This is a genomic window from Streptomyces sp. NPDC037410 (genome assembly GCF_055602235.1).
Map to the genome: position 1 here is coordinate 286,351 of NZ_JBVJWR010000007.1, position 24,911 is coordinate 311,261.

20 protein-coding genes are annotated in these 24,911 nt (G+C 73.0%); 6 read left to right on the forward strand and 14 right to left on the reverse strand.

From position 1 onward, the window contains the following. Positions 1-16: 16 nt before the first annotated feature. From ACZ7HT_RS14580 to ACZ7HT_RS14600, 5 genes are all read left to right on the forward strand, one after another. Positions 17-520, forward strand: a complete 504-nt coding sequence (locus ACZ7HT_RS14580; protein ID WP_471164688.1) for a single-stranded DNA-binding protein — start codon at positions 17-19, stop codon at positions 518-520. Between the two features lie 225 nt (positions 521-745). Continuing rightward, positions 746-2,170, forward strand: coding sequence for an LAETG motif-containing sortase-dependent surface protein (locus ACZ7HT_RS14585; protein ID WP_471164691.1), 1,425 nt, complete (start codon positions 746-748; stop codon positions 2,168-2,170). A 269-nt stretch (positions 2,171-2,439) separates the two neighbouring features. Then, positions 2,440-4,104: an energy-dependent translational throttle protein EttA gene (ettA, locus tag ACZ7HT_RS14590; protein WP_471164696.1), complete on the forward strand. Its 1,665-nt coding sequence runs from the start codon at positions 2,440-2,442 to the stop codon at positions 4,102-4,104. 7 nt (positions 4,105-4,111) lie between these two features. Then, on the forward strand, positions 4,112-4,537 hold the full coding sequence (locus ACZ7HT_RS14595; RefSeq protein ID WP_093876056.1) for an acyl-CoA thioesterase: 426 nt from the start codon (positions 4,112-4,114) through the stop codon (positions 4,535-4,537). Continuing rightward, the gene (locus ACZ7HT_RS14600) at positions 4,534-5,193 is read left to right on the forward strand and encodes a DUF8010 domain-containing protein (RefSeq protein WP_471164699.1); all 660 of its coding nucleotides are present in this window, start codon (positions 4,534-4,536) and stop codon (positions 5,191-5,193) included. Before ACZ7HT_RS14595 ends, ACZ7HT_RS14600 begins: the two co-directional genes overlap by 4 nt. A 94-nt stretch (positions 5,194-5,287) precedes the next feature. Here ACZ7HT_RS14600 and ACZ7HT_RS14605 read toward each other — a convergent pair whose 3' ends face one another. After that, a complete protein-coding gene (locus ACZ7HT_RS14605; protein WP_471164701.1) occupies positions 5,288-5,692 on the reverse strand; it encodes a globin in 405 nt (134 codons plus the stop codon). A 97-nt stretch (positions 5,693-5,789) separates the two neighbouring features. Here ACZ7HT_RS14605 and ACZ7HT_RS14610 point away from each other — a divergent pair, with 97 nt between their 5' ends. Continuing rightward, entirely contained in the window at positions 5,790-6,749 is a 960-nt protein-coding gene (locus ACZ7HT_RS14610; protein ID WP_471164705.1) for a methyltransferase domain-containing protein, read from the forward strand. Positions 6,750-6,752: 3 nt separating this feature from the next. Here the strand turns inward: ACZ7HT_RS14610 and ACZ7HT_RS14615 are convergent, their stop codons facing one another. From ACZ7HT_RS14615 to ACZ7HT_RS14675, 13 genes are all read right to left on the reverse strand, one after another. Continuing rightward, positions 6,753-8,156 carry an FHA domain-containing protein gene (locus ACZ7HT_RS14615; protein WP_471164708.1) on the reverse strand — a complete coding sequence of 468 codons (1,404 nt, stop codon included), beginning with the start codon at positions 8,154-8,156 and terminating at the stop codon, positions 6,753-6,755. Between the two features lie 41 nt (positions 8,157-8,197). Continuing rightward, positions 8,198-9,517: a vWA domain-containing protein gene (locus tag ACZ7HT_RS14620; protein ID WP_471164711.1), complete on the reverse strand. Its 1,320-nt coding sequence runs from the start codon at positions 9,515-9,517 to the stop codon at positions 8,198-8,200. A 64-nt stretch (positions 9,518-9,581) separates the two neighbouring features. After that, positions 9,582-10,955, reverse strand: a complete 1,374-nt coding sequence (locus ACZ7HT_RS14625) for a protein phosphatase 2C domain-containing protein (protein ID WP_471164714.1) — start codon at positions 10,953-10,955, stop codon at positions 9,582-9,584. Positions 10,956-10,957: 2 nt separating this feature from the next. Beyond that, positions 10,958-13,675 carry a serine/threonine-protein kinase gene (locus ACZ7HT_RS14630; protein ID WP_471164863.1) on the reverse strand — a complete coding sequence of 906 codons (2,718 nt, stop codon included), beginning with the start codon at positions 13,673-13,675 and terminating at the stop codon, positions 10,958-10,960. 59 nt (positions 13,676-13,734) lie between these two features. Further along, on the reverse strand, positions 13,735-15,027 hold the full coding sequence (locus ACZ7HT_RS14635) for a hypothetical protein (protein WP_471164717.1): 1,293 nt from the start codon (positions 15,025-15,027) through the stop codon (positions 13,735-13,737). 56 nt (positions 15,028-15,083) lie between these two features. Further along, entirely contained in the window at positions 15,084-16,076 is a 993-nt protein-coding gene (locus ACZ7HT_RS14640) for a glutamate ABC transporter substrate-binding protein (protein ID WP_471164866.1), read from the reverse strand. Positions 16,077-16,366: 290 nt separating this feature from the next. Beyond that, on the reverse strand, positions 16,367-17,803 hold the full coding sequence (locus tag ACZ7HT_RS14645) for a hypothetical protein (RefSeq protein WP_471164720.1): 1,437 nt from the start codon (positions 17,801-17,803) through the stop codon (positions 16,367-16,369). 303 nt (positions 17,804-18,106) lie between these two features. Further along, on the reverse strand, positions 18,107-19,090 hold the full coding sequence (locus tag ACZ7HT_RS14650; RefSeq protein WP_471164869.1) for an N-acetylglucosamine kinase: 984 nt from the start codon (positions 19,088-19,090) through the stop codon (positions 18,107-18,109). Beyond that, the gene (locus tag ACZ7HT_RS14655) at positions 19,087-20,394 is read right to left on the reverse strand and encodes a 6-phospho-beta-glucosidase (protein ID WP_471164723.1); all 1,308 of its coding nucleotides are present in this window, start codon (positions 20,392-20,394) and stop codon (positions 19,087-19,089) included. The genes ACZ7HT_RS14650 and ACZ7HT_RS14655 overlap by 4 nt, the downstream gene beginning before the upstream one ends. A gap of 7 nt (positions 20,395-20,401) precedes the next feature. After that, positions 20,402-21,295 (reverse strand): carbohydrate ABC transporter permease, encoded by an 894-nt coding sequence (locus ACZ7HT_RS14660; RefSeq protein WP_471164726.1) that lies wholly within the window; start codon positions 21,293-21,295, stop codon positions 20,402-20,404. Positions 21,296-21,298: 3 nt separating this feature from the next. Further along, positions 21,299-22,240 (reverse strand): carbohydrate ABC transporter permease, encoded by a 942-nt coding sequence (locus ACZ7HT_RS14665; RefSeq protein ID WP_471164729.1) that lies wholly within the window; start codon positions 22,238-22,240, stop codon positions 21,299-21,301. Positions 22,241-22,246: 6 nt separating this feature from the next. After that, entirely contained in the window at positions 22,247-23,590 is a 1,344-nt protein-coding gene (locus ACZ7HT_RS14670; protein WP_471164731.1) for an ABC transporter substrate-binding protein, read from the reverse strand. A 63-nt stretch (positions 23,591-23,653) separates the two neighbouring features. Then, complete coding sequence (locus ACZ7HT_RS14675; protein WP_471164733.1) at positions 23,654-24,868, reverse strand: ROK family transcriptional regulator; 1,215 nt, start codon at positions 24,866-24,868, stop codon at positions 23,654-23,656. Positions 24,869-24,911 lie beyond the last annotated feature (43 nt).

A 24,911-nucleotide genomic window follows, 5' to 3' on the forward strand; every position in this document is an offset into this window, starting at 1 on the left:
GAGTGGGGGCGGAACCATGAACGACACGACCGTGACGCTCGTCGGGAACGTGGCGACGGCGGTGGAGTACCGGGACACGGTGACCGGCGGGGTGGCCCGCTTCCGGTTCGCGGTGACCGCGCGCCGCTGGGACCGGGAGCGGGGGCTCTGGACCGACGGGAACACCAGCTTCTACACGGTGTCGGCCTGGCGCTCGCTCGGCGCCAACCTCGCGGCCTCGGTCTCCGTCGGCGAACCCCTTGTGGTGCACGGCCGCCTGAAGGTCCGTGAGGAGGAGCGGGACGGGCAGCGCAAGACCTTCGTGGACGTGGACGCCGTGGCCGTGGGGCACGACCTGAGCCGGGGGACGGCCGCCTTCCGGCGCGCCCCACGGGCGGAGCCCAGGCTCCAGCCCGAGAGCCGGTCCGGTCCCGGGTCCGGTCCCGGGTCCGAGCCCGGGACGCAGCCGGAGCAGGACCCGTGGGCGGTGACGGCGGAGGAGGCGACGGCGGTGAAACCCCAGCTGGTAACCGCTTCCTGACCTTGCGTGGTGGTGATTTGTCGACCAACTCGCCTGGGTGGTAACGATTCCGAGTCGGAATGGTTATCTGACCGCACGACAGGGCACAGGGGGCTTTTACGTCCCTAGGATTCCCGAATACTCATGCGGCACATGAGCCCATCGAGTCTGTGAGTTCTGCTGGCGTGCGCTCCCCCCACGCGAATCGACCAAGTTCGCGGAGCGGCGCGCCCGGAGGGGAATCCGATGTTTTCAGTTCGTGGGCGTGGCATTGCCCGCCTGGCAGCCACGATCCTGGTGTCCGGCCTCGTCGCGACCGGTGCGATAGCGACCGCCGGTCCGGCCCTGGCCGATGAAGGTGCCCCGGGTGCCGGCGGTGTCACGGCGAAGTTCGGCGGTTTCACGGAGGACAAGGGCTCCGTCGAGATCACCGAGAAGAACGGCACCAAGTGGTCCGTCGGTGGCGGTCTGTTCAAGATGGAGGTCGACGGCGGGGGCACGCTCTTCACCTACTGCATCGACCTCCGCACCGGGGCGAAGCGCGACTTCGACTACAAGGAAGTCGGCTGGGACGAGTCCTCCCTGCACAACAACGGCAACGCGGGCAAGATCCTCTGGATCCTGGAGAACTCCTACCCGAAGCTGTCCGCCGAGACCCTCGGCGGCAAGGTGGGCGCCGACCTCTCCAAGGGCGAGGCCGCCGCCGGCACCCAGGCCGCGATCTGGACCCTCTCCGACAACGTCGTCGCGACGCCGAAGGACGAGGACGCCGAGAAGCTGAAGGAGTACCTCCTGGAGAAGGCGGTCGAGCTCGACGAGCCGACGGCCTCCCTGAGCCTCTCCCCGGCCACCGTGGCGGGCAAGGCCGGCGAGAAGCTCGGCCCGATCACCGTCACCACCAACGCCACCGCCAAGCTCGCGACCGCCGCGGGCGCTCCCGCCGGCGTCCAGATCGTCGGCAAGGACGGCAAGCCGGTCACCGAGGCCAAGAACGGTGACCAGGTCTACTTCGACGTCCCGGCCGGCACCGGCGACGGCACCGCCGAGCTGACCGCCGAGGCCACCACCAAGGTCTCCCTCGGCCGCGCCTTCGTCTCCATCGACGGCCCTTCGCAGACCCTGATCCTGGCCGGCTCCAGCGACTCCACCGTCACCGCCAAGGCCTCCGCCACGTGGGCCAAGAAGGGTGCCGTCCCGTCCGTCTCGGTCGCCAAGGACTGCGCCAAGGGCGGCCTGGAGGTCATCGCCTCCAACAAGGGCGACGAGGCCTGGACCTTCGACCTGAAGGGCACCTCGTACACGGTCGCCGCCGGTGAGACGAAGAACATCGCCGTCCCGCTCGCCGAGGACGAGGCGTACAAGTTCACGATCACCGGCCCGAACGGCTTCGAGGAGACCTTCGAGGGCGTCCTGGACTGCAAGACGGCCACCCCCGGCCCGAAGCCGTCGGAGACCCCCTCCACCACCCCCTCGGCCACGCCTTCCACCCCGTCGACCACCGGCGGTACCACCGGTGACACCACGGGCGGCACCACGACCGGTGGCGGCGACCTCGCCGAGACCGGCAGCTCCAGCGCCACGCCGATGATCGCCGGCATCGCCGCCGTCCTCGTCGTGATCGGTGGCGGCGCGGTGTTCTTCCTCCGCAAGAAGAAGACCGCCGGCCAGTAACCCCGCCGGCCGGTAACCCCGCCGGCCAGTAACCCCGGCGGCCGGTGACCCCGGCCCCACCGCTCGACCCAGCGTGACCCCGCACGACCCCGGCCGCACCCGCGCCCGGGGTCGTCGCACGTCCGCGACGAACGGTGACGGGACCGCTACCCAGGGGGTCCGGGAACCCGCAGGTCAGGGGGGCCCGTGCCTACTGGTTGGCTCCCGGGGGTGGCGGTCAGGCAAGATGGGGTGTATCTGCCCACTCACTCCTTGCCGGACGGTTTCTCTTGGCTGAGTACATCTACACGATGCGCAAGACGCGCAAGGCGCACGGCGACAAGGTCATCCTGGATGACGTGACGCTGAGCTTCCTGCCGGGCGCGAAGATCGGTGTGGTCGGCCCGAACGGTGCCGGTAAGTCCACCGTTCTGAAGATCATGGCGGGCCTCGAGCAGCCGTCCAACGGTGACGCGTTCCTGTCGCCCGGCTTCACCGTCGGCATGCTCCTCCAGGAGCCGCCGCTCGACGAGACCAAGACCGTCCTCGAGAACGTCCAGGACGGCGCCGCCGACGTCATGGCGAAGCTGAAGCGCTTCAACGAGGTCGCCGAGCTCATGGCGACCGACTACTCGGACGCGCTCATGGACGAGATGGGCAAGCTCCAGGAGGACCTGGACCACGCCAACGCCTGGGACCTCGACGCGCAGCTCGAGCAGGCCATGGACGCCCTCGGCTGCCCGCCCAGCGACTGGCCGGTCACCAACCTCTCCGGTGGCGAGAAGCGCCGCGTCGCGCTCTGCAAGCTCCTCATCGAGGCGCCCGACCTGCTCCTCCTCGACGAGCCCACCAACCACCTCGACGCCGAGTCGGTGAACTGGCTGGAGCAGCACCTCGCCAAGTACCCCGGCACCGTCGTCGCCGTCACCCACGACCGGTACTTCCTCGACAACGTCGCCGAGTGGATCCTGGAGCTCGACCGCGGTCGCGCCCACCCCTACGAGGGCAACTACTCCACCTACCTCGACACCAAGGCCACCCGCCTCAAGGTCGAGGGCCAGAAGGACGCCAAGCGCGCCAAGCGGCTCAAGGAAGAGCTCGAGTGGGTGCGGTCGAACGCCAAGGGCCGCCAGGCCAAGTCCAAGGCCCGTCTCGCGCGGTACGAGGAGATGGCGGCCGAGGCCGACAAGATGCGGAAGCTGGACTTCGAGGAGATCCAGATCCCGCCGGGCCCGCGTCTGGGCTCCATCGTCGTCGAGGTCGAGAACCTCTCGAAGGCCTTCGGCGACAAGGTCCTCATCGACGACCTCAGCTTCACGCTGCCGCGTAACGGCATCGTCGGCGTCATCGGCCCGAACGGCGCCGGCAAGACCACGCTCTTCAAGATGCTCCAGGGTCTGGAGACCCCGGACTCCGGCTCCGTCAAGGTCGGCGAGACCGTCAAGATCTCGTACGTCGACCAGAGCCGCGCCAACATCGACCCGAAGAAGACGCTGTGGGCCGTCGTCTCCGACGAGCTCGACTACATCAACGTCGGCCACGTCGAGATGCCCTCCCGGGCGTACGTCTCCGCGTTCGGCTTCAAGGGCCCGGACCAGCAGAAGCCGGCCGGTGTGCTCTCCGGCGGTGAGCGCAACCGCCTGAACCTCGCGCTCACCCTCAAGCAGGGCGGCAACCTGCTGCTCCTCGACGAGCCCACCAACGACCTCGACGTCGAGACCCTGTCCTCCCTGGAGAACGCTCTCCTCGAGTTCCCGGGTGCGGCCGTGGTCATCTCCCACGACCGCTGGTTCCTGGACCGAGTGGCCACCCACATCCTCGCCTACGAGGGCGACTCGAAGTGGTTCTGGTTCGAGGGCAACTTCGAGTCGTACGAGAAGAACAAGATCGAGCGCCTCGGCCCGGACGCGGCCCGTCCGCACCGCGCCACCTACAAGAAGCTGACCCGGGGCTGATCAGCTCATGGCTCGGCACATCTACAGCTGTCCCCTGCGCTGGTCGGACATGGACGCCTTCGGGCACGTCAACAACGTCGTCTTCCTGCGGTACCTGGAAGAGGCGCGGATCGACTTCATGTTCCGGCTGGCGCCGGGGGACGGTTCCCCCTCGTTCTCCGGCGGGTCCGTCGTGGCCCGGCACGAGATCGACTACGTGCGGCCGCTGGTCCACCGGCACGAGCCGGTGACCATCGAGTCGTGGGTCACGAAGATAGGCGCCGCGTCCCTGACGATCGCCTATGAGATCAAGGACCCGGACGTCACGTACGTACGGGCCTCGACGGTCGTCGTGCCCTTCGACCTGGAGGCACAGCGACCCCGGCGGATCTCCGCCGAGGAGCGCAGCTTCCTGGAGGAGTACGTCGACGACGGGATGTCGTCCGCCGCATGACCGTGCTCGCTCCGCTGCACTTCGCCGACGCCAGGGAGGCGGCGGCCCTCGCCGCCTTCCTCACCCGGCTCGTCCACTACGACCGGGCCGCCGCCGTCCGCCTCCAGGCCGGCGGCGGGGCGCTCGCCGTCTTCGGGCGGCCGCCGTCGTTCGAGGTGCTCGCGATCCGCACCGCCCGGCTCGTCGACGCCGTGGACCTCGACGTCACCGTCTCCGCCGGTGAACTCCTCGACGGCATCGAGGAGTCGGCCGGCAAGGCGGTCGTCCCGGACTCCGTGACCGGCCCGCCGTGGACCGGGGTGCTCCCGCCGCGCGGCGGCTGGGAGCCGGTCCCCGGCCTGCCCGACGCCGCCGGGATGCGGGGCGCCGTCGCGGCCGCCGTCCGCGAGTTCCGTACGCGGGACGAGGAGCTGCCGGAGGAGCGGCGCACCCGCGCCGAGCGCGACGTCCTCGGCCGCGAGATCTGGTCCCGCACCCTGGGCACCACCGGCCTGCCGCTGCGCGCCGTCCACGCGGCCCAGTCGCTCGGCTTCCTGCCGCCCGGGGACGCCCCGGTGGCCCTCTTCGCCTCCGGGCCGTGGCTGCGGCTGCGTACCCCGTACGGCTCGATCGCGCTGCGCACCGTACCCATCGGGATGGGTCTCACCCCGCGGTGACCGACCTCCAGGTCGACGGGCCGCAGCCTGCCGCGGTCACCGCCCGCCGCGCCGGACGGCTCGATTTCAGTCCGTGCCGCCGGGCGGCGACGCGCTAGTTCGCGCTGTTCACCATCGAGGCCGCCGCGTACGTCAGGTACCGCCACAGCTCGGCCTCGTGCTCCGGTGCGAGGCCGAGGGAGTCGAGGGCGTCGCGCATGTGGCGCAGCCAGGCGTCGTGCGCGGCCTGGTCCACGGTGAACGGCGCGTGGCGCATGCGGAGGCGGGGGTGGCCGCGGTGGTCGCTGTAGGTGCGGGGGCCGCCCCAGTACTGCATCAGGAAGAGGGCGAGGCGCTCCTCGGCCGGGCCGAGGTCCTCCTCGGGGTACATCGGGCGCAGCAGCGGGTCGGCCGCGACGCCCTCGTAGAAGCGGTGGACCAGGCGGCGGAACGTCTCCTCGCCGCCGACCTGCTCGTAGAAGGTCTGCTCCTGCACTGTTTCCCCGGGAATCTCGTTCACCGTTCCATCGTCTCAGATGCCCGGCCGAGGTCCCGAGACTTAGGACCGCCCGTACGGCCGCTCGCCCGGGGGCCGCGCGGGGCGGGAGAGTAGGGGCATGGACGAGTTCGCCCAGGCCGGCGCGCGGGAGCGGCGCGCGCTCGTGCGGGAGATCGAGGCGGACGGCCTGCTCGCCGATCCCGCCTGGCGGGCGGCCTTCGCCGAGGTGCCGCGCCATCTCTTCGTCCCGTACTACTACGTCTCCGCGACCGGCGGCTACGAGCGGCTCTGGTCCGGCGCCCCCGAGCCGGAGCGGCGGGACCGCTGGCTGCGCGGCGCGTACGCGGACACGGCGATCGCCACCCGGATACGGGACGGGGAACTGGTCTCCTCCGCCAGCCAGCCCTCCCTGATGGCCCTGATGCTCGACGCCCTGGACGTACGCGACGGGCACGACGTCCTGGAGATCGGCGCGGGCAGCGGCTACCACGCGGCCCTGCTCTGCCACCGCCTCGGCGAGGAGCACGTCACCACCGTCGACCTGGACGAGGAGATCGCCGAGTCCGCCAGGTCCCACCTCGCGGCCGCCGGGTACCGGCCCGCGGTGCTCGCCGCCGACGGCGCCCGCGGCTGCCCCGAGCGCGCCCCGTACGACCGGATCGTCGCGACCTGCGCGGTGCCCTCCGTCCCGTACCCCTGGCTCGCCCAGTGCCGGCCCGGCGCGCTCGTGCTCGCCCCGCTCTCCACCGGTCTCATCCTGCTGCGGGTGCGCGACGCCGAGCACGCGGAGGGACGGTTCCTCGCGACCTCCGCGTACTTCGTGGCGCTCCGGGGCGTCGCCGCCCAGGTCCCGGAGCGGGACAACCCGTACCCCGGGCCGTCCGGGCACGAGCGCTTCCTCTTCCTGCGGGGCCTGGTCGGCGGGACCCTCGACCGGCGCGAAGCGCTCTCGCTCTGGCTGCGCGAGCGGCGGCCGGGGCGGGAGCGCTTCGGGGTGACGGTCAGCGGCGGCCGGCAGTGGGCCTGGCTTGACGACCCCGGAGGGCCGTACGCCTGGCCCCTGCCGGGGACCGCCTGACGGTCAGGAGAGCCGGATCGTGATCGTGGTCCAGGCGCCGACGTGCACCCGGTCGCCGTCCTGGAGCTGGATCGGGACGTAGGGCTGGATCGGCTCCTCGCCGCCGTTGACCGTGGTGCCGTTGGTGGAGTTCTGGTCCACCACCGCCCACGAGCCGTCCGGCTGCTGCACGAGCACGGCGTGCTGGTGCGAGACGCCCGGGTCCTCCGGCGGCACCGACAGGTCGATGTCGGGGGACTCGCCGGTGGAGTGCCGGCGGCGGCCGATGGAGACCTGGTTGCCCTGGAGCGGCAGGTGCTTGTCCGGCGAGTACGCGGGCAGGTTCAGGCCCGTCGCCTCCGGACCGCTGCGCTGCATCATCGCCATGAAGTACTCACGGTCGGGACCGATGACCGCGGTCCAGGTCAGCGGCTGCTGCGGCCTCGGCGGCTGGAACTGCTGAGGAGGCTGCTGACCCTGGTGCGGAGGCTGCTGACCCTGGTGCTGCGGGGGCCCCTGGTGCGGCGGAGGCTGCGGGGGCTGGTACTCCTGCGGAGGCGGCGGGGCCTGGAACTCCTGCGGAGGCGGCGGCGGGGCCTGGTGCGGCGGGGCCTGGTGCGGCGGGGCCTGCGGCGCCTGGTGCCGCGGCGGGGCGGGCGGCGCCTGGGGCGGCTGGTGCTGCGACGGCGGCGACAGGACCCAGTCGTCGTCCGCGCGCGGCTGCGGCGGCGCGGGCGGGGCCGGAGCCTGCGCCGGGGCCTGGACGTACCCGGGCGGGGCGGGCGGCTGCTGCTGATGCGCCGCCTGGCGCTGCGGCGGGGCCTGGTGGTGCGTGGGCTCGGCGCCCAGCGGCTCGGCCGGCCGGTTCACCTGCGAGGGCCGCGAGCCCTGGTAGCCGAACGGGTCCTGCTGCTGCGGCGGCGCGGGCGGCGGGGACTGGAAGCCCGGCGGCAGGTTCAGGCCGGGCGGCGGCCCGGGCTGCTGCGGCGGGGCGTTGTGCGGGGCGCTGTGCGGTGCGTTGTGCGGGGCCAGCGGCGTGTACGAGGTGGCCGTGTTCGTGAGGAAGTTCCAGCGGCACTCCTCGCAGAACGGCGCCATGGGCTCGCGCGGCGTACGGCACTGCGGGCACAGCTCCGCCTGGGCGGTGGCGTTCGGGTCGCCACCGGGGCCGAAACCACCGGGGGCGGCGGGGGCGCCGGGAGCACCAGGGCCTCCGGGGCCGTAACCACCCGGGGCACCCGGCGGCGGGCCCATCGGCGGCTGGCCCGGACCGGGGCCGGCGGGGCCCGGGTATCCGTACGCGGGGGGCGGCGGCGGGGGAGGCGGCGGTACGGCACCCGTCGGCGCACCCGCTCCGGCCATGCGATGGCCGCAGACCTCGCACCAGTCGTCGGAGACCGACTGGTGTCCGTTCGGGCAGGTCGGCATGTCGGTGCTTCCCCCTCTCGTCGTCCGGCCCGGTGGCCGGGCTACCTCTTGACGCGAACGGTCTTGGTGGAGCGGGTCTCGAGTGTCATCTCGTCCGCTTCCGCGACCTTCGCCTTCAAACGCACAGTACCGGTCGCCGCGTCGACGACGTCGACCACCTTCGAAAGCAGTTTCGCGGTATCCGCGTTGCCGGAGGCCGCCGCGAGCTGCACGGCACGGCCCAATTTGGCCGTCGCGCCGTCGCGATCGCCCGATTTGCGGGCATCCAGGCCCTGCTGGATGGCGTCCGCCAGCTCGGCCTGGCCCGTGTAGTGCGCGACCTGCGGATTGATCGACGTCGACATCGCGACGTCGTCCGTCCACACCGCCCGTACCAGTCCCTGAGACAGCGGGCGGGGATCGCCGCCCGCCGGGTCCGGGGCGAGCAGGGAGACCCGGGCGGCCAGCATCTCCTGGCCGACCGCGGCCTGCGGGACCCGCACGCTCACGTGGTAGTCGCGGGACTCGTCGCCCCACGAGCCCGTCGGGTAGTCCCCGGCGCGCGGCCCGGCCTCCGTACGCCGTCCCGTCAGGTCCTCGACGGCGGGCGCCACCTGCTTCACGAACATGATCTCGACCCCCACCGGGGTCCACAGGCGCAGCGCGACGTCCGCCACGCCCTTGCCCATCGCGTGCTCCATCATCGCCGTGAAGTCGGCGGCGAGCCCGGCCGGGTCGGCGACGATGTCGGCGGTGCCGAGGAGCGCCGAGGCGATCGCGGTGACCTCCTTGACCTCCCAGTCCGTGCCGACCCCGCGCGCGTCGCAGGTGAACCGGCCCGCGCAGGCGTCGAGCGCGGCCCGCAGCTCCTCCGGCGACTCGTGCTCGTTGCGGCCGTCGGTGAGCAGGATGCCGTGCCGGATGGTGAGCGCGGCGGAGGAGAGCAGCCGGTCCGCGAGGCGCAGCCAGGTGCCGATCGCCGTGCCGCCGCCCGCGGAGAGCCGGCGCAGCGCGTCCTTGGCCTCGGCGCGGGTCCGGGCGTCGGCGACGGCGAGTCCGCCGTTCCCCGGGTAGACCTCCTTCGCCACGTGCGTCCCGGCGACGACGGCGAAGTGCGTGCCGTCGCGCAGGGTGTCGACGGCGGCGGCGGTCGCCTCCCGCGCGCCGCGCATCTTGGTCGCGGGGTAGTCCATCGAGCCGGAGCAGTCGACCATGATCACGACACCGGCCGTGCCGCCGCCCGTGAACGCGCCGGTGGTGCCGCCCCCGGTCGAGGTGACCGTGACGATCGCGCTGACGTCCCGGCCGCCCTCCGGCAGGAACTCGTTCTGGTAGACGTCCACCGAGAACTGGGGCACGGTCGGCTTGGAGAAGTTCGCCATCTGTTTTCGGCTCCTACGCGACAGACGCAACAACGGTGAAGGGGACGGGGATCGGCGACCGCTCTCAGGCGGATCCTGCCCCTTGTGGAGTGACGGCGAACGGGACGAGCGCGACCGTGATGTTGTCGTGGCCTCCGCCGTCCAGGGCGTGGCCGACCAGGACCTGGGCGCCGTGCAGCAGCCGGTCCGCCGCGTCCGCCGGGACGGCCCGGGCCATGTCCTCCGCGGCCTCCGCGTAGTTCCACAGCCCGTCCGTGCAGACCACCACCACGCCGGAACGATCCGGCTTGAACGCGGCCGTGTGCGGGTCCAGTTCGTACGAGTCGGCGCCGAGCCAGCCGGTGATCGCGTGGGCGCGCTCGTCCGCGTACGCCTCGGCCTCGTTCATCAGGCCCGCCGCGACCATCTGCGCCGCCCACGAGTCGTCCTCGGTGAGCCGGGCCGGCGGGGTGCTGCGGTCGTCCGGCACCCAGTAGACCCGGCTGTCGCCGACCCAGCCCACGACGAGCAGGCCCGCGGCGACCACGGAGCCGACGAGGGTGCACGCCGGGGCGTTGCGGTGGCGGTGCGGGTCGTGCTCCGCGCCGTCCTGGCCGGGCTCCTCCGCAAGGGAGTTGACGGCCTCGGCGGCGGCCACGATCGCCTCGTGCATCGCCTGCTGCGGGTGCGTGCCCCGGGGCAGCGCCGCGAGCAGCGAGGCGCCGGCGGCCTCGGCGGCGGCGGCGGAGGCCTCGTCGGGGCGGGTCGCCGAGGAGACGCCGTCGCAGACGATCGCGAGGGTGGCGGGGGAGCCGTCGGGCAGGGTGGTCGTCGCGACGGCGAACGCGTCCTCGTTGCGGTGGTGGCGCAGCCCGCGGTCGCTGACGGCGGCGACGCCGGAGAGCTCCCGCTCCACGTGGTCGCGCTCGCGCGGCTGGGCGTGCCCGCAGTTCTCGCAGTACCCGTCGGTGTCCACCCGCCCGGCCCGGCAGGCCACGCACAGGGCGGCCGCGGGCGCGGGAGCCGCCGGCTCGGCGGCCGGGGCCGCGTCGACGCGTACGGCGGCGCGGGGGTCGGGCGCGGCCAGCTCGAAGTCCCCGCCGGGCACGGCGGAGGCGGGCTGAGCGGAGGCGGGCCGAGTGGAGGCGGGCTCGGGCGGCGTGGGGCCGTCCGAGCGGCTACTACCTGTCGGCAGGTCGCGGCCGCCGGAGTCGGTGCCCGGGAGGTCGCCCGGATGCTGGGTCAGGGTCGACAGCGAACCGGGGTCGCGGGGCGGGGCGTCCGGCCAGCTCACGGGGGTCCCGATCGCCACGGTCGGGCGGTCGGCACCGGTCTCGGCGGCGGGCACGGCCGACAGGTCGTAGCCGCACACCCCGCAGAACCGGTCACCCGACTCCAGCGGTTCCGCGCAGCCCGGGCAGGCGGCGAGTCCGTGCGACGGCTTCGGCTTCTGGGACATCCTCACACCCACGTCCGGGGGCGGAAGCGGTTGGCCCGCTCCACCAGTTCGATCCTCTCCTCGCCGCGCTGGGCGAGCCGGGCGAGCACCCGGTACGAGCGTTCGAGGCCGAAGCGCAGTCCGCGCTCGTCCAGTTCACTGCCGAGCAGCAGCGCGCCGCCGCCCGGTGCCGCACCGGGACTCCCGGAGAGTACCCAGTCGAGGGCCGTCCCGAGGACCTCCGTCGACAACCGCTCCCGGCGCACCGCGTCGAGACCGAAGCCCTGGAGCGCGGAGACCTGCGCCGCGGCCGCCGTCAGATCGGCGCCGAGCGGCTCGTGCGCCGGGCGCCGCCGCAGCCGCGCCCGCACGGCCGCGACCCGCGCCGCCGTGTAGTGGATCGACGCCTCCGGTACGGACTCCAGGGCCTGTACGGCTCCGCCGCGGTCGCCCGCCGCGAGCCGCACCCGGGCGAGTCCGAAGGCCGCGCTGACGAAGCCGGGGTCCGTGGCCCACACCAGGCGGTAGTACTCGGCGGCGTTGTCCAGCTGGCCGAGGACCTCGGCGCAGATCCCGAGGGCCAGCTTCGGCGCCGGCTCGCCCGGGAAGGCGTCGTAGACCGCGTCGAAGGCGAGGGCCGCGTGCTCGTGGTCCCCGGTCACCAGGGAGGCGACGCCCCGGTACCAGACGATCCGCCAGTCGTCCGGGTCCCGCTCCTCAAGACCCGTGAGGGTCCGTGCGGCGGCGGGCAGGTCGCCCAGCTCCAGCTGGGCCCGCAGGGTGCGGAGCCGCAGCTCGGTGGAGGGGGCGGGCGCGCCCTGGAGCGCCCCGAGCAGCTCGCCGGGGGCGGCGGCCGCGAGCCCGGCGAGGAAACCGGCGTTGGGGTCGCCGGTGTCGACGCGCGGCACGGGCAGCGCGAGCGCGGTGGCGGGCGCGTCGAGCGGCGCGAGCACCACGGCGAGCCCGGGCCCGGCGAACGAGGACGCGGCGGCGGGCGAGGGCGCGGCGACCGAGGACCCGGCGGGCGAGGGCGCGGCGACCGAGGACCCGGCGGCCGAGGGCACCTCGGCGGGCAGGGCGTGCCCCGGAACCGCACCAGGCAGCTGCCCCGGCACCGCACCAGCCCCGGCGGGCAGCGCCTGCCCCGGAACCGCACCAGGCAGCTGCCCCGGCACCGCACCAGCCCCGGCGGGCAGCGCCTGGCCCGGAACGGCACCCGGCGCCTGACCCGGAACCGCCCCCGTCCCCAGCGCCCCGGCGGCCGCCGCCCCCCGTCGCTTGTGCGACCGGCGGGCGCCGAGCAGCGACACGTCCTGCGTGAGCTCGGCGAACAGCTCCGTGTCCGTGACCCGCACCTCCGTGCCGAACAGCGTCGACAGCGCCGGCCGCGGCCGCCCCGACTGGAGCGCCACGACCTCGCGCAGCACGCCCGTCAGCTGCTCCGCCATCTCCTGCGCGGAGGCGAACCGGCGGGCCGGGTCCGGGTCGGTGGCGCGGACCAGGAAGCGGTAGTACGACTCGTACGTCCGGAAGACCTCGATGTGCTCGGGGTCGGGCAGAGAGTCCACGAAGACGTTCGTGTAGCCCTGGAAGTCGAAGGTCATCACGGCGAGCGTGCGCGCCACCGTGTACAGGTCGCTCGCCACCGACGGGCCGACCTCGGCCACCTCCGGCGCCTGGTAGCCGACCGTGCCGTAGATCGCGGACTCGGCGTCGTCCATCCGGCGGACCGCGCCCATGTCGATGAGCTTCAGCTGGTCCTCGGTCTGTATGGCGTTGTCGACCTTGAAGTCGCAGTACAGCAGGTTCCTGCTGTGCAGATGGCCGAGCGCCTCCAGGGCCTCGATCCCGTACGCGCAGGCCTGCTCGACCGGCAGCGGGTCGCGGCGGCCCTCCGGGGTGCGCAGGTCGTTGGCGATCTCCTTGAGCGACTTGCCGCCGACGTACTCCATGACGATGTAGCCGTCCAGGGAGCCGGTGCGCTGGTCGAGGTGCTCGACGAAGTTGTAGATGCGGACGATGTTGGAGTGCTCGATCTCGGCGAGGAAGCGGCGCTCGGAGATCGCCGCGGCCATGGCGTCCTGGTCGCCGGTGTCGAGCAGGCCCTTGAGGACCACCCACCGGTCGGAGACGGCCCGGTCGACGGCGAGGTAGATCCAGCCGAGCCCGCCGTGCGCGAGGCAGCCCGCGACCTCGTACTGGCCGTGGACGATGTCCCCGGCGCGCAGCTTCGGCACGAAGGAGTACGGGTGCCCGCACGTGGTGCAGAAGCCCTCCGTGCGGCCCGGCCGGTCGCCGCGCGAGCGGCCCACCGGGGCCCCGCAGTCCGAGCGGGAGCAGAAACGCTTCCGCTCGGGAACCTCGGCGTTCTCCATCACCGCGGCCCGCGGATCCGGGCGCGGCACCTCGGGGATCGCCACCAGGCCCGCGCCCAGCCGGTTCCGGGCGGACTGCCCGGACGACGAGCCCGAGCTGCGCACCGACACCGAGCGGCCGGTCGAGGCACCGGAGAGCGAGCGCGAGAGCCGGCCGGAGACCGAACGGCGCGAGGTCGAGGAGCGGGACGAGGCACGGGAGGAGGCGCGCGAACTGCTCCGCGAGGAGCCGGAGTCCGGCCCGCCGACGCCGCCCGTCCCCTTGCCGGGCACGGCCATCCCGGTCGGCGTCGACCCGATCATCCCTCCGGGCGCGACGACCGGGGCGAGCCCGCAGGTGTCGCAGTACAGCTCGCCGCCTCCCATGTCCTCGTACGAGCCCTCGCACGAAGGACGCTGACAGCTCCCCACGCCCGTCTCCCCGCTCACCGGTGTCCTCCCGTGTCTCCCGCGTCCCTCGTGTCCCTCGGCCCGGACAGTACGTCCGCGACCGCCCGCTGATAGCGCAGCACCGCCTGCTCGGCGACCCGCAGATCGCAGGGCGCGCTCCACAGCATCCGGCGCGCCGCGTCGTACCGCTCGACGAGCAGCGGGTCCTCCGCCGCGCCGAGCCGCGCCGCCTTCGCCTTGTACGCGTCGAGCCGGCCGCGCAGCTCGGCCCGGACCGCGAGCGGCGCGGTCACGGCCGTCAACGACTCGCGGGCCCGCAGCAGTTCGTCCTCCGCCTCCCGCTCCAGGGACTCCAGGAGCGGGGAGAGCCGGTGCCACTGGGCGTGCCGGCGGTACTCGGCGGCGGCCGCGAGCCGCTCCTGGAGCACGATCGGCGGCCCGCTGACGGCCGGCACCTCGGAGGCGGCGATCTTCGCGAGGACCTCGCCGCGCGCCGACCGCGCCTCGGCGAGCGTCCGGTCCGCCCGCGAGAGCACGTCCCGCAGCCGGAGCAGCCGGTCCTCGGAGTCCTGCCGGACCGCGAGGACCGCCTCGATCTCCCGCCGGACGTCCTCCAGGGCCAGGGCGGCCCGGTCGTACCGCTCGGTGTCGGGGCGGCCGCCGCCGGGCGCCGAACTCCCCGCCGCCGGGCGCCAGAACGCCAGCGGATCGGTCACGACCTGGGAGCGCAGCGCGGTCAGCTCGGCGGTGATCGCCTCCAGCTCGTCCCCGCCCGGGTGCTCCCCGGGCCGCACGCCGACCGAGTGCGCCAGCGAACGCGTCCGGCCCAGCTCGGCCGCGAGCAGGTCTATCCGGGCCGGCAGCGCCGACCAGACGGCGTCGGCCGTGACGACCAGGTCGAGCGAGGAGGCGTACAGCTCGTTCATCCGCCGGACGAGACCCTCCAGGCTGAACCGCTCGGTGAGCAGCGCGCCCTCGGCGGCCCCGCCCGGGACGAGCACGGTGTCGCCGCGCAGCCGGTCGGTGAGCTCCACGAGCTCCTCCCGGCCGGGCCAGCGGCGCCGCGCCCGCAGCTCACGGGCGTCCCGCAGGGCGCCGGTGTACACGTCGAAGCAGGTCCAGAGCAGGGTGATGGTCCGCTCGGCGGCCGCCCACCGGTCCCGGGTCGTGCCGGTCAGCTCGGCCCCTTCGAGCAGCCTGCGGCCGGCGTGGTCCTGGAGCGCGAGGAGCGAGTCCTCGACCGCCTTGTGCTCGGCGCCGAGCCGCGCCAGCGCACGGTCCACCTCGTCCCGGTCCATCACCGGCCCGGGGGGTCCCGTGACGCCCATCGGTCACCTCTTCCGCTTCGTGTACTGGGTTGCCCGCGGGGGCGGGTACGGGGCTGCTACTTGTACAGCGGGGCCGGTGGCCCGGTTATCCCGGGCAGGTCCTTCTCCAGCCACTCCTTGTACGCCTTCTGCCAGGGGCCCTGCCGGTAGCCCACCAGGACCTGGTTGACCCGGCGCACCAGGTCGTCGTTGCCCAGCTTGGCCGCGACCCCGTAGTACTCCTGGGTGAACGGCTTGCCCTTGAGCTCGACCGCCGGATCCTGCGCGGCCTGGCCGGCCGCGAGGGCGTTGTCGGTGACGACGGCGTCGACCTCGCCCAGCTGGAGCCGGACCAGGCAGTCCAGCTGGTTGGGTACGGTCAGCAGGTCCGGGTCGTCCTTGGTGCCGTCGCCCTCGTCCTTGATGATCGCGCCGAAGGAGTTCTCCGCCAGCGCGTCGTAGGCCGTGGAGCCCTCGGCGGTGCAGATCCGCTTGCCGCGCAGCGAGGAGTCGTAGCCGGTGATCCCCGTAGCGAGCTTGGGCGCGAGGACCTGCTGTCCGGCCTGGAAGTAGGCGGTGGAGAAGGCGACCTGCTCGATCCGCTTGCAGTTGATCGTCATGGTGCGCACGACGAGGTCGACCTTGCCGCTGTTGAGCGCGGCGATCCGCTGGTTGGTCGGGATCGTGCGGAAGATGATCGCCGCCGGGTCGCCGAGGATGTCCTTGGCGATGGCCCGGGCCAGGTCGATGTCGAAGCCCTCCAGGACGCCCTTCTCCGGGTTCCGGTAGCCCCAGCGGTAGCTGGACTGGTCGACGCCGACGATCAGCTTCCCGCGGTCCTTGATCGCCTGGATCGACGGGCCGTCCGCCGAGGAGGGCGTGACGGAGGCCTCGGGGTGCTCGCAGGTGTCGGCCTTGATCTGGACGCCGGCGCCCACGCCGGTGCCGGCCGTCCGGGGCACGGCCGCCGCGCCGTCCTCGTCGTGCGACGCGAGGGGCAGCAGGGTGACGAGGGACGCGGTGAGCGCGCAGGCCACACCCATGGCGGCCACCCCGCCCCACCCCCGCATCCGCCCCGCGACCCGCCGCACACGCGCGCCCGCGCCGCCGCCCGGCAGGCGCCGCACGAGGAGGCCCGCGCCGTCCGGCTCGCGCCGGTTCAGCGGGTCCTGGCCGTCTGGCATGCGCCGCGCCCCCGAGCCCGCGCCGCCCGGCATGCGCCGCGCCCCCGAGCCCGCGCCGTCCGGCATGCGCCGCGCCCCCGAGTCCGCGCCGCCCGGCGTGCGCCCGGTCAGCCCGTCCGGGCCGCTTGCCGAAGACCGCGCCAGCGGGTCCGTCCCGTTCGGCATCCCGCCCCCTCTCACCGGTACTCCGACAGTCTGCGGTTGATGCCGAGCACGGCGCCCGCCGCGCCCAGGATCCCGAGGGCCGCCGCGCCGAGGGGCAGCGCGGTCAGCGCGTCCCTGGCCTTCCCGGCGGAGCGGGTGAACTCGTTCTGCTCGTGCGCCAGGGCCCGCTCCAGGGCCGCGTCGACCTGGTCGAAGGACTGCCCGGTCGAGTCCTTGGCGCCCACGACCCGGAGCAGGGCGCCCTCGTAGTCGCCTGCCTCGTCCTTCGCGCGGGCGTCCTTGTGGCGCTCGCGCCAGTCCGCCGCGCGCGCCGCGGAGTCGTCGACCGGGCCGCGCCCGGCGTCGTCGTCGGCGAGCGCACGGGCCTGGCCGAGCGCCGCCGTCAGGGCGCTCATGCTCGCCGTGTAGTCCGCCTCGTACTTGTCGCTCTTGCCGTCCTCGGTGAGGACGGCGCCCCGGGCGACCAGGGTCAGGTTCTCGTTGGCTCGGGCGGTGAGCGAGCTGATCCGGGCCGTGTTGAGGACCTGGAGGGACTCCTGCCCGTGCGCCCGCGCGGTGTTCAGCTCGGTCCGCGTCACGGTGTGCGCGACGGCGAGCCAGAGCAGGACGACCACGGTGGCGGCGGTGGCGGCGAGCAGCCCCTGGTTGAAGACCCGGTTGGTCCTGGCGTAGTCGCGGCGCTGGGCCCAGACGAGGACGCCGAGCGCGAGCAGGCCGAGCGCGAGCGAGAGGGAGGGCCAGGCGCGGGCCGAGTCGTCGTCGTCGTGCAGCCGCGCCGTCTCCGCCGCGTACAGCCGCTCGGCGGCCGGCAGCAGCGCGCTGGTCATCTGCTGGTTGGCGTACCGCAGATAGGCCCCGCCGAGCGGCAGGCCCTGCCGGTTGGCCGCCCGGGCGCGCTCTATGAGGCCCGTGTAGCGGGGGAGCTGCTCGTTGAGGGTGGCGATCTCGCGGGCCGACGCCGACGAACCGTCCGTGTTCGCCGCGGCCTTGACGAGGAGCCGGGAGGCGGTGGTGATGTCCCGGGTGTAGCGCGCGCGGGACTCGGCGGGCTCCAGGGTGCCCGCCAGGAAGCCGCCGGCGGCGGTGGTGTCGGCGTCGGCGAGGGAGCGGTAGATCGCGGCGGCGTCGGCGCTCAGCGGCTGGCTGCGGCTGACGACGTCGTCGGCGGCGGAGGACCTGCCGGTGACCTCCAGGGCGGTGACCGCGCCGAACGCGACGACGAGCAGCGTCAGAACCGCCCCGAGGATCTGCAGCCGGCCGGGCTCGGTGGTCGCGGCCTCCCGCAGCCGCTCCCGCCCCACGGCCCAGGCGCCGCGCCCCGCGGGCGGGGGCGCGGGAACGGCGCCCGCCGACTGCTGCGCCGGCACTCCGCCCGGGCGTACGGGCGCGGGCGCCGTCCCCGGCGCGGCCGAGGCGGACGGTGCGCTCGGCGGATGCGGATGTGTCACGTGACCTCCCCCTCGGTCTCGACGTCGATCGCTCGCCTGGCGAGCAGTATGGCCGCAGGGCCCCACCCGCACACCGGAAATGGCGCGATCTTGTTCTTATCCTGCCGCATGCCCACGGGCCTTCCGTGGGCGAACCCCCTACGAAAGGAATACGTCCCCCGGCTGTGATCGGTTCCGTATCGGCCATCGCTCGAACAGGTGAACATGCGTGCGGGGCGCCCCGCCATGCGCACGGTCGCCCCCCATGCGCACGGGGCGCCCCGTGCGCACACGACGAGACGCCCTGTACCAACCCCGGACTCCTCAGCCCTCGTACCGCTCCCGCAGCCGGGCCTTGGCCTCCGGAGCCGCCGCCACCGCGTCCAGGGCGAGCAGCCCCGCCCCGAGGACCGGCGGCGCCGTCACGAAGCCGATCACGGCCTGCGGCGCCCGCTCCGCGAGGAGTTCCCGGATCCGCTCCTCCAGCTGCGGATGGCGGGCGGCGAGCACGCTGCCGCCCAGCATCACCGGCGCCTCCTCGCGGTGCAGCCCGAGCCGGCGCAGCGCGACCGTCGACATGGCGACGACCTCCTCGGCCAGCCGGTGCACCAGCGAGAGCGCCACCGGATCGCCCGCGGCCGCGACCGCGAACAGCACCGGCGTCAGTTCGTGCCGCCGCGCCATCGTGATCCGGCCCAGGTGCAGGGCCTCGATCAGCGCGTACACCGACTCCAGGCCGAAGTGCGCGGGCAGCGCGTCGGCGAGGGCGGTGGGCAGGCCCCGCCCGTCCTCGGCGCGGGCCGCGAACCACAGGGCCTCGTCGGCGAGTCCGCCGCCCCCGCCCCAGTCCCCGGAGATCTTCCCGATCGCAGGGAAGCGCGCGGTCCGCCCGTCCGGGGTCATCCCGACGCAGTTGATCCCCGCCCCGCACACCACGGCCACACCCCGCGGCTCGTCGAGCCCGGCCCGCAGGATCGCGAAGGTGTCGTTGTGCACCCGTACGTCACGGCTCATGCCCCGGCCGAGCAACTCGGCCTGGAGCGCGGCCTCCTCGACGGGCAGGTCGGCATTGGCGAGACAGGCGGTGACATGCGCGAACGCCGGGGGGAGCCCGGCACCGCCGGCCTCTTCCCACGCCCTCCCGACGATCTCCGCGAGTCCGTCGACCGCCGCCTCCACCCCCACCACGGGAGGCTGGAACCCGCCGCCGCGCGCCGACCCCAGGACGGTTCCGCCCCGGGAGAGCACCGCGGCGTCGGTCTTGCTGTTCCCCGCGTCGATCGCGAGAAGCGTCCCGTTCAGGTTCACACCCACGCGAGGTGCTCCCGGTTGTGCGCGATCAGCCGGTCGGTGAGCCCGTCGGCGTACGCGTACTGCCCGACCAGCGGGTGCGCGAGCAGCGCCTTGAAGACCCGGTCCCGGCCGCCGCGCAGCGCCGCCTCCAGGGCCAGCTCCTCGTAGGCGGTGACGTTCGCGATCAGACCGGCGTACAGCGGGTCCACCGGCGTGACCGGCAGCGGCGTGGCGCCGTGCGGGCCGACCACCGCCTGCGTCTCGATGACGGCGTCGTCCGGCAGGAACGGCAGCGTGCCGTTGTTGTACGTGTTCACCACCTGGTACGGCGAACCGCCCCCGCCGAGCAGCGAGGCCGCCAGGTCCACGGCCGCCTCCGAGTAGAAGGCGCCGCCGCGCTTGGCGAGCAGGGCCGGCTTCTCGTCGAGCGCCGGGTCCCCGTACATCTCCAGGAGCTCCCGCTCCATCGCGGCGACCTCGGCGGCCCGCGAGGGCTTCGTGCCGAGCTCGCGCACCACCTCGTCGTGCGCGTAGAAGTACCGCAGGTAGTACGAGGGGACGACGCCGAGCCGGTCCAGGACCGGGCGCGGCAGGCGGAGGTCGTCGGCGATCGCGTCGCCGTGCTCGGCGAGCAGCCGGGGCAGCACGTTCTCGCCCTCGGGGCCCCCGAGCCGTACCGAGCGCTCCCAGGTCAGGTGGTTGAGCCCGACGTGGTCGAGGTGGACCTCGGACGGGGTCACGCCGAGGAGCTTCGCGAACTTCCGCTGGAAGCCGATGGCCACGTTGCACAGGCCGACGGCCTTGTGCCCGGCCTGGAGCAGCGCGCGCGTGACGATGCCGACGGGGTTGGTGAAGTCGATGATCCAGGCGTCGGGGTTGGCGCGGCGGACCCGCTCGGCGATGTCGAGCACCACCGGCACGGTCCGCAGCGCCTTCGCCAGGCCGCCGGCGCCCGTCGTCTCCTGGCCGACGCAGCCGCACTCCAGCGGCCAGGTCTCGTCCCGCTCGCGGGCGGCCTGCCCGCCGACCCGCAGCTGGAGCAGGACGGCGTCGGCGCCCTCGACCCCGGCGTCGAGGTCGCTCGTGGTGACGACCTTCCCGTCGTGGCCCTGCTTGGCGAAGATCCGCCGGGCCAGGCCGCCGACGAGCTCCAGGCGCTCGGCGGCCGGGTCGACGAGGACGAGTTCGGTGATGGGCAGGGTGTCGCGCAGCCGCGCGAATCCGTCGATCAGTTCGGGGGTGTAGGTGGACCCGCCCCCCACGACAGCAATCTTTTTCGCCCGGGGGTTCGGGGGTTGTCCCCCGATGGATTGCAGCATTGGTGACTCAGCCCTTCACTCCGGTCAGTGTGACTCCCTCGACGAACGCCTTCTGCGCGAAGAAGAACACGAGGATCACGGGGGCCATGACCAGGACGGTCGCGGCCATGGTCAGATTCCAGTCGGTGTGGTGCGCGCCCTTGAAGGACTCCAGGCCGTAACTGAGCGTCCAGGCGGCCGCGTTCTCGGAGGCGTAGATCTGCGGCCCGAAGTAGTCGTTCCAGCAGTAGAAGAACTGGAAGAGGGCGACGGCGGCGATGCCGGGCTTCGCCATCGGGAGGACGACCCGCAGCAGGGTGCGGAATTCGCCGCACCCGTCGATCCGCGCCGCTTCGACGTACTCGTTCGGGATGGTCAGCAGGAACTGGCGCAGCAGGAAGATGGCGAAGGCGTCGCCGAACGCCATCGGGATGATCAGCGGCCACAGCGTGCCGGAGAGGTCCATCTGCTTCGCCCAGAACAGGTACATGGGGATGATCACGACCTGCGGCGGCAGCATCATCATCGCGATGACGAGCAGCAGCGACAGATGCCGGCCGCGGAAGCGGAACTTCGCGAGCGCGTAGGCCACGGGGATCGAGGACACCACCACGAGGACGGTGCCGAGCCCCGCGTACAGCAGGGAGTTCCGCCACCAGGTCAGGAAGCCCTCGGTCTGGAAGACCCGGACGTAGTTGTCCCAGTGCCAGGAGTTCGGCGTCAGGTCCCGGGTGAGCGCCTGCTCGTCGCTCATCAGGGAGGTCAGGAAGACGAAGACGAACGGGAGGACGAAGAACAGGGCGGCGGCGATGCCGAGCGCGTGCACGGCGATCCAGTGCAGCAGCGCCTTGCGGCGGGCCTGCTTCTCGGCGGGGCTCGCCTCGGCCCGCACGGTGGCGGCGGGGGCGGTTGCGGTCGTCATGGTTCAGTCACCCGAGCCGATCAGGCCGCCGCGCCGGCGCATGAGGAGCGCGGTGAAGGCCATGGAGAAGGCGAAGAGCACGAGCGCCACCACACAGGCCGCGCCGTAGTTGAACTGGTTGAAGCCGAGGCTGTAGATCAGCTGCGGGAGGGTCAGCGTGGAGTCGTCCGGGTAGCCGGGCTGGAAGGCGGCCCCGGATCCGCCCATCTTTCCCGAGGCGACCTTGGCGGCCACGATCGGCTGGGTGTAGTACTGCATCGCGCCGATGATCCCGGTCACGACCGCGAAGAGCACGATCGGCGAGATGTTCGGCAGGGTGATGTACCGGAAGCGCTGCCAGCGGGACGCGCCGTCCAGCTCGGCGGCCTCGTACTGCTCCTTCGGTACGTCGAGCAGCGCGGCCATGAAGATGACCATGAGGTCGCCGACGCCCCACACGGCGAGGACCGTGAGGGCCGGCTTCGCCCAGTCCGCGTCGTTGAACCAGGAGGGGGCGGGGATGCCGACCGCCTCCAGGAACGAGTTGACCGGTCCGGTGCCGGGGTTGAGCAGGAAGACGAAGGCGAGTGTGGCGGCCACCGGCGGGGCCAGGTACGGCAGGTAGAAGAGGGTGCGGTAGATCCCGGCGCCCCTCTTGATCTTGGTGATCAGCATGCCGACGCCGAGGCCGAAGACGACCCGGCAGGTCACCATGACGACCGCCAGCCAGAGGGTGTTCTGCATCGCCGGCCAGAACTTCGGCATGTCGGAGAAGACGTACGTCCAGTTCTCCAGGCCCCGCCAGGTCGGCGCGTTGAGGCCGTCGTAGCGCATGAACGAGAAGTACAGCGTGGAGACCAGCGGATAGGCGAAGAAGAAGCCGAAGCCGATCAGCCAGGGCGACATGAACAGCGCGGTGCGCAGCGCGTTGCGCCGGTGCTTCGACCGGAGCGTGTACGTGGTCATGGTCGGTTACTTCGCCGCCGCGATGTCGCGGTCGATCTGGGCCGCGGCGTCGGCGAGGCCCGCCTTCAGGTCCGTGACCTTGCCGCTCTCGTACTTGTGGGCGAGGTCGGAGAGGGTCTCCTGGTAGGCGGGGCCGTTCACCGCGCCGTCCATGGTGGTGGACCGCGGGTGCCGGGCGATGTCGAGGAAGGTCTTGAAGCGGGCGTCGAACTTCAGGTTCGGGGACTTCAGCGCCTCGAAGGTGGAGGGTACGTTCCCGATGGCGTTCGCGAAGCTCACCACGGCGTCCGTGTCCGTGGTCATGTACTTGACCAGCTCCCAGGCGGCGTTCTGCTTCCTGCTCTGCGGCGCGATGCCCATGATCGTGCCGGAGAGGTAGCCCTTGCCGTACTCGGCGATCTCGTCGTCCGCGACGGGCAGCGGCGCGACGCCGACGTCGAAGCCGACCTTGGCCTGCTTGATGAAGTTCAGCCGCCACTCGCCGTCCAGCTGCATGGCGACCTGCCCGGTCTGGAAGGGGTGCTTGGCGCCCCACTCGTCGCCGAAGGTGGTGCGGTACGTGTCGAGCTTCTTGAAGCCGCCGAGGGAGTCCACCAGGGACTTCTGGTACGTCATCATCTCGGCGAAGGCCGGGTCCTTGGCGACGTTCGACTTGCCGTCCTTGTCGAAGTACGTGTGGTCCCACTGCGACATGTAGTGCTCGACGACGGTCTCGTAGCCGAGGTAGTTCGGCATGAAGCCGAGCTGCTCGTACGAGTCGCCCTTGGGCTTCGTCAGCGCCTTGGCGACCTTGGCGAACTCGGACCAGGTCTTCGGCGGGGCCTCGGGGTCGAGGCCGGCCGCCTTGAAGGCGTCCTTGTTGTAGTACAGCCCGTACGCGTCGGAGAGCAGCGGCAGGGAGCAGCGCCTGCCCTCGAACTGGGTGTACTTCTGGAGGACCTTCGGGAAGGTCTTGTCCAGGTCGATCTTCGACTTCTCTATGAAGGGCTTGAGGTCGGCGAGCGCGCCGGAGGAGCAGAACTTGCCGACGTTCGAGGTGGTGAACGAGGAGACGACGTCCGGCCCGTTCGAACCGCCCGCGCGCAGGGCCTGGCCGAGCTTCTCGTCGTTGATGTCGCCGACGACCTTCACCTTGATGTTCGGGTGGGCCTTCTCGAAGCGGGCGACGTTGTCCTCGATCGCCTTGACCTCGGCGGGCGCGTTCCAGCCGTGCCAGAAGGTGATGGTGGTCTCGGCCTTGGGGTCGTCGGTGGCCGCGTTGTTCGCGGAACCGGTACAGGCGGAGGCGAACAGGGCGAGCGAGGCGGTGGCGGCGAGCGCGGCGGCGGCTCGGCGGGGACGTACGGGCATGACGGAGTCTCCCTGTGGCGGAGGGCTGGCGGAGGGGTTACGGGCTTGACGGGGCGTGGTCGGTCAGCGCGAGGTGTCGAAGACCTCGTCGCGGGTGGTGGCGAGGGCGCTTTCGAGGGCGCCGCGCAGCACGGGGCTCCGGCGCACGGCGGAGAGGACGAGCCGGGGCCGGGACGGGGCGAGGTCGGCGAGTTCGGACTGCACGCGCGCGCGGAGGGGCTCGCCGCCGGGGACGAGGGCCTCTCCGGACAGCACGATCAGCTCGGGGTCGAGGACGGTGACGAGGGCGGCGAGTCCGGTGGCGAGGCGCTCGGCGTAGCGGTCGAGCAGCTCCGCGTACCGGGGGTCGTCCGCATGGGTCTCGGCGGCCCGGGAGAGCAGCCCGCTCACCACCGGCACGTAGGGGTGGTCGGGGGTGTCGATCCCGGCCTCGCGGGCGATCCGCGGCACGGCCTGGATGCCCGCGAGCTCCTGGAATCCGCCGGAGTTGGCCTTGGTGACCTGCCGGACGAGCGGGGTGCCGGGCACGGGCAGGAAGCCGAGTTCGCCGGCGCCGCCGGTGAAGCCGCGGTGCAGCCGTCCGCCGAGGACGAGGGCGCCGCCGAGGCCGCCCTCGTTCCACAGCAGGACGAAGTCGTCGTGGCCCCGGGCCGCGCCCAGGCTCCGCTCGGCGAGGGCGACGAGGTTGACGTCGTTCTCGTACTCGAACGGCATGGGCAGGGCGGCGGCCAGCTCCTCCAGGAGGGTGGGGGAGTGCCAGCCGGGCAGGTGGGAGGCGTACCGCAGCCGTCCGGTGGCCGGGTCGAAGGCGCCGGGGGTGCCGATGACCAGGCGCCGCACGTCCTCGCGGGTGATCCCGGCCGCCGCGACGGCCCCGTCGAGGGCCTCGGTGACCTGGTGGACGACACCGGAGGCGGAGCGGCCGGGGGTGCGGAGCTCGTACGCGCCGGCGATCTCGCCGGTGATGTCGGCGACGGCGGCGTGGATGCGGTGCTGGTCGACGTCGAGCCCGGCGGCGTACGCGGCCCGCGCGTTCACCGCGTACAGCTGCGCGTTCGGCCCGGGCCTGCCCTCGGTGGTGCCGGTGGCGACGACGAGCCCGGCCGCTTCGAGCCGGGCGAGCAACTGGGAGGCGGTCGGCTTGGAAAGCCCGGTGAGCTTCCCGATCCGGGTCCGCGAGAGGGGCCCGTGCTCCAGGAGCAGGTCGAGCGCGGCCCGATCGTTCATGGCCCGCAGGACACGCGGCGTACCGGGGGTTCCCGGGGGTGTACCGGCCATGGAACTGGCACCTGCCCTCGTACGGTGAAGCAGTCTGTTAGGA

Excerpts from the sequence above, each read along its gene's own strand:
- ACZ7HT_RS14615 (WP_471164708.1), bottom strand. The coding sequence starts at position 8,156 with ATGCCGACCTGCCCGAACGGACACCAGTCGGTCTCCGACGACTGGTGC.
- ACZ7HT_RS14580 (WP_471164688.1), top strand. The coding sequence starts at position 17 with ATGAACGACACGACCGTGACGCTCGTCGGGAACGTGGCGACGGCGGTG.
- ACZ7HT_RS14660 (WP_471164726.1), bottom strand. The coding sequence starts at position 21,295 with ATGACGACCGCAACCGCCCCCGCCGCCACCGTGCGGGCCGAGGCGAGC.
- ACZ7HT_RS14595 (WP_093876056.1), top strand. The coding sequence starts at position 4,112 with ATGGCTCGGCACATCTACAGCTGTCCCCTGCGCTGGTCGGACATGGAC.
- ACZ7HT_RS14665 (WP_471164729.1), bottom strand. The coding sequence starts at position 22,240 with ATGACCACGTACACGCTCCGGTCGAAGCACCGGCGCAACGCGCTGCGC.
- ACZ7HT_RS14640 (WP_471164866.1), bottom strand. The coding sequence starts at position 16,076 with ATGCGGGGGTGGGGCGGGGTGGCCGCCATGGGTGTGGCCTGCGCGCTC.
- ACZ7HT_RS14625 (WP_471164714.1), bottom strand. The coding sequence starts at position 10,955 with ATGTCCCAGAAGCCGAAGCCGTCGCACGGACTCGCCGCCTGCCCGGGC.
- ACZ7HT_RS14675 (WP_471164733.1), bottom strand. The coding sequence starts at position 24,868 with ATGGCCGGTACACCCCCGGGAACCCCCGGTACGCCGCGTGTCCTGCGG.
- ACZ7HT_RS14670 (WP_471164731.1), bottom strand. The coding sequence starts at position 23,590 with ATGCCCGTACGTCCCCGCCGAGCCGCCGCCGCGCTCGCCGCCACCGCC.
- ACZ7HT_RS14585 (WP_471164691.1), top strand. The coding sequence starts at position 746 with ATGTTTTCAGTTCGTGGGCGTGGCATTGCCCGCCTGGCAGCCACGATC.
- ACZ7HT_RS14600 (WP_471164699.1), top strand. The coding sequence starts at position 4,534 with ATGACCGTGCTCGCTCCGCTGCACTTCGCCGACGCCAGGGAGGCGGCG.
- ACZ7HT_RS14635 (WP_471164717.1), bottom strand. The coding sequence starts at position 15,027 with ATGGGCGTCACGGGACCCCCCGGGCCGGTGATGGACCGGGACGAGGTG.
- ACZ7HT_RS14620 (WP_471164711.1), bottom strand. The coding sequence starts at position 9,517 with ATGGCGAACTTCTCCAAGCCGACCGTGCCCCAGTTCTCGGTGGACGTC.
- ACZ7HT_RS14610 (WP_471164705.1), top strand. The coding sequence starts at position 5,790 with ATGGACGAGTTCGCCCAGGCCGGCGCGCGGGAGCGGCGCGCGCTCGTG.
- ACZ7HT_RS14630 (WP_471164863.1), bottom strand. The coding sequence starts at position 13,675 with ATGGGAGGCGGCGAGCTGTACTGCGACACCTGCGGGCTCGCCCCGGTC.
- ACZ7HT_RS14655 (WP_471164723.1), bottom strand. The coding sequence starts at position 20,394 with ATGCTGCAATCCATCGGGGGACAACCCCCGAACCCCCGGGCGAAAAAG.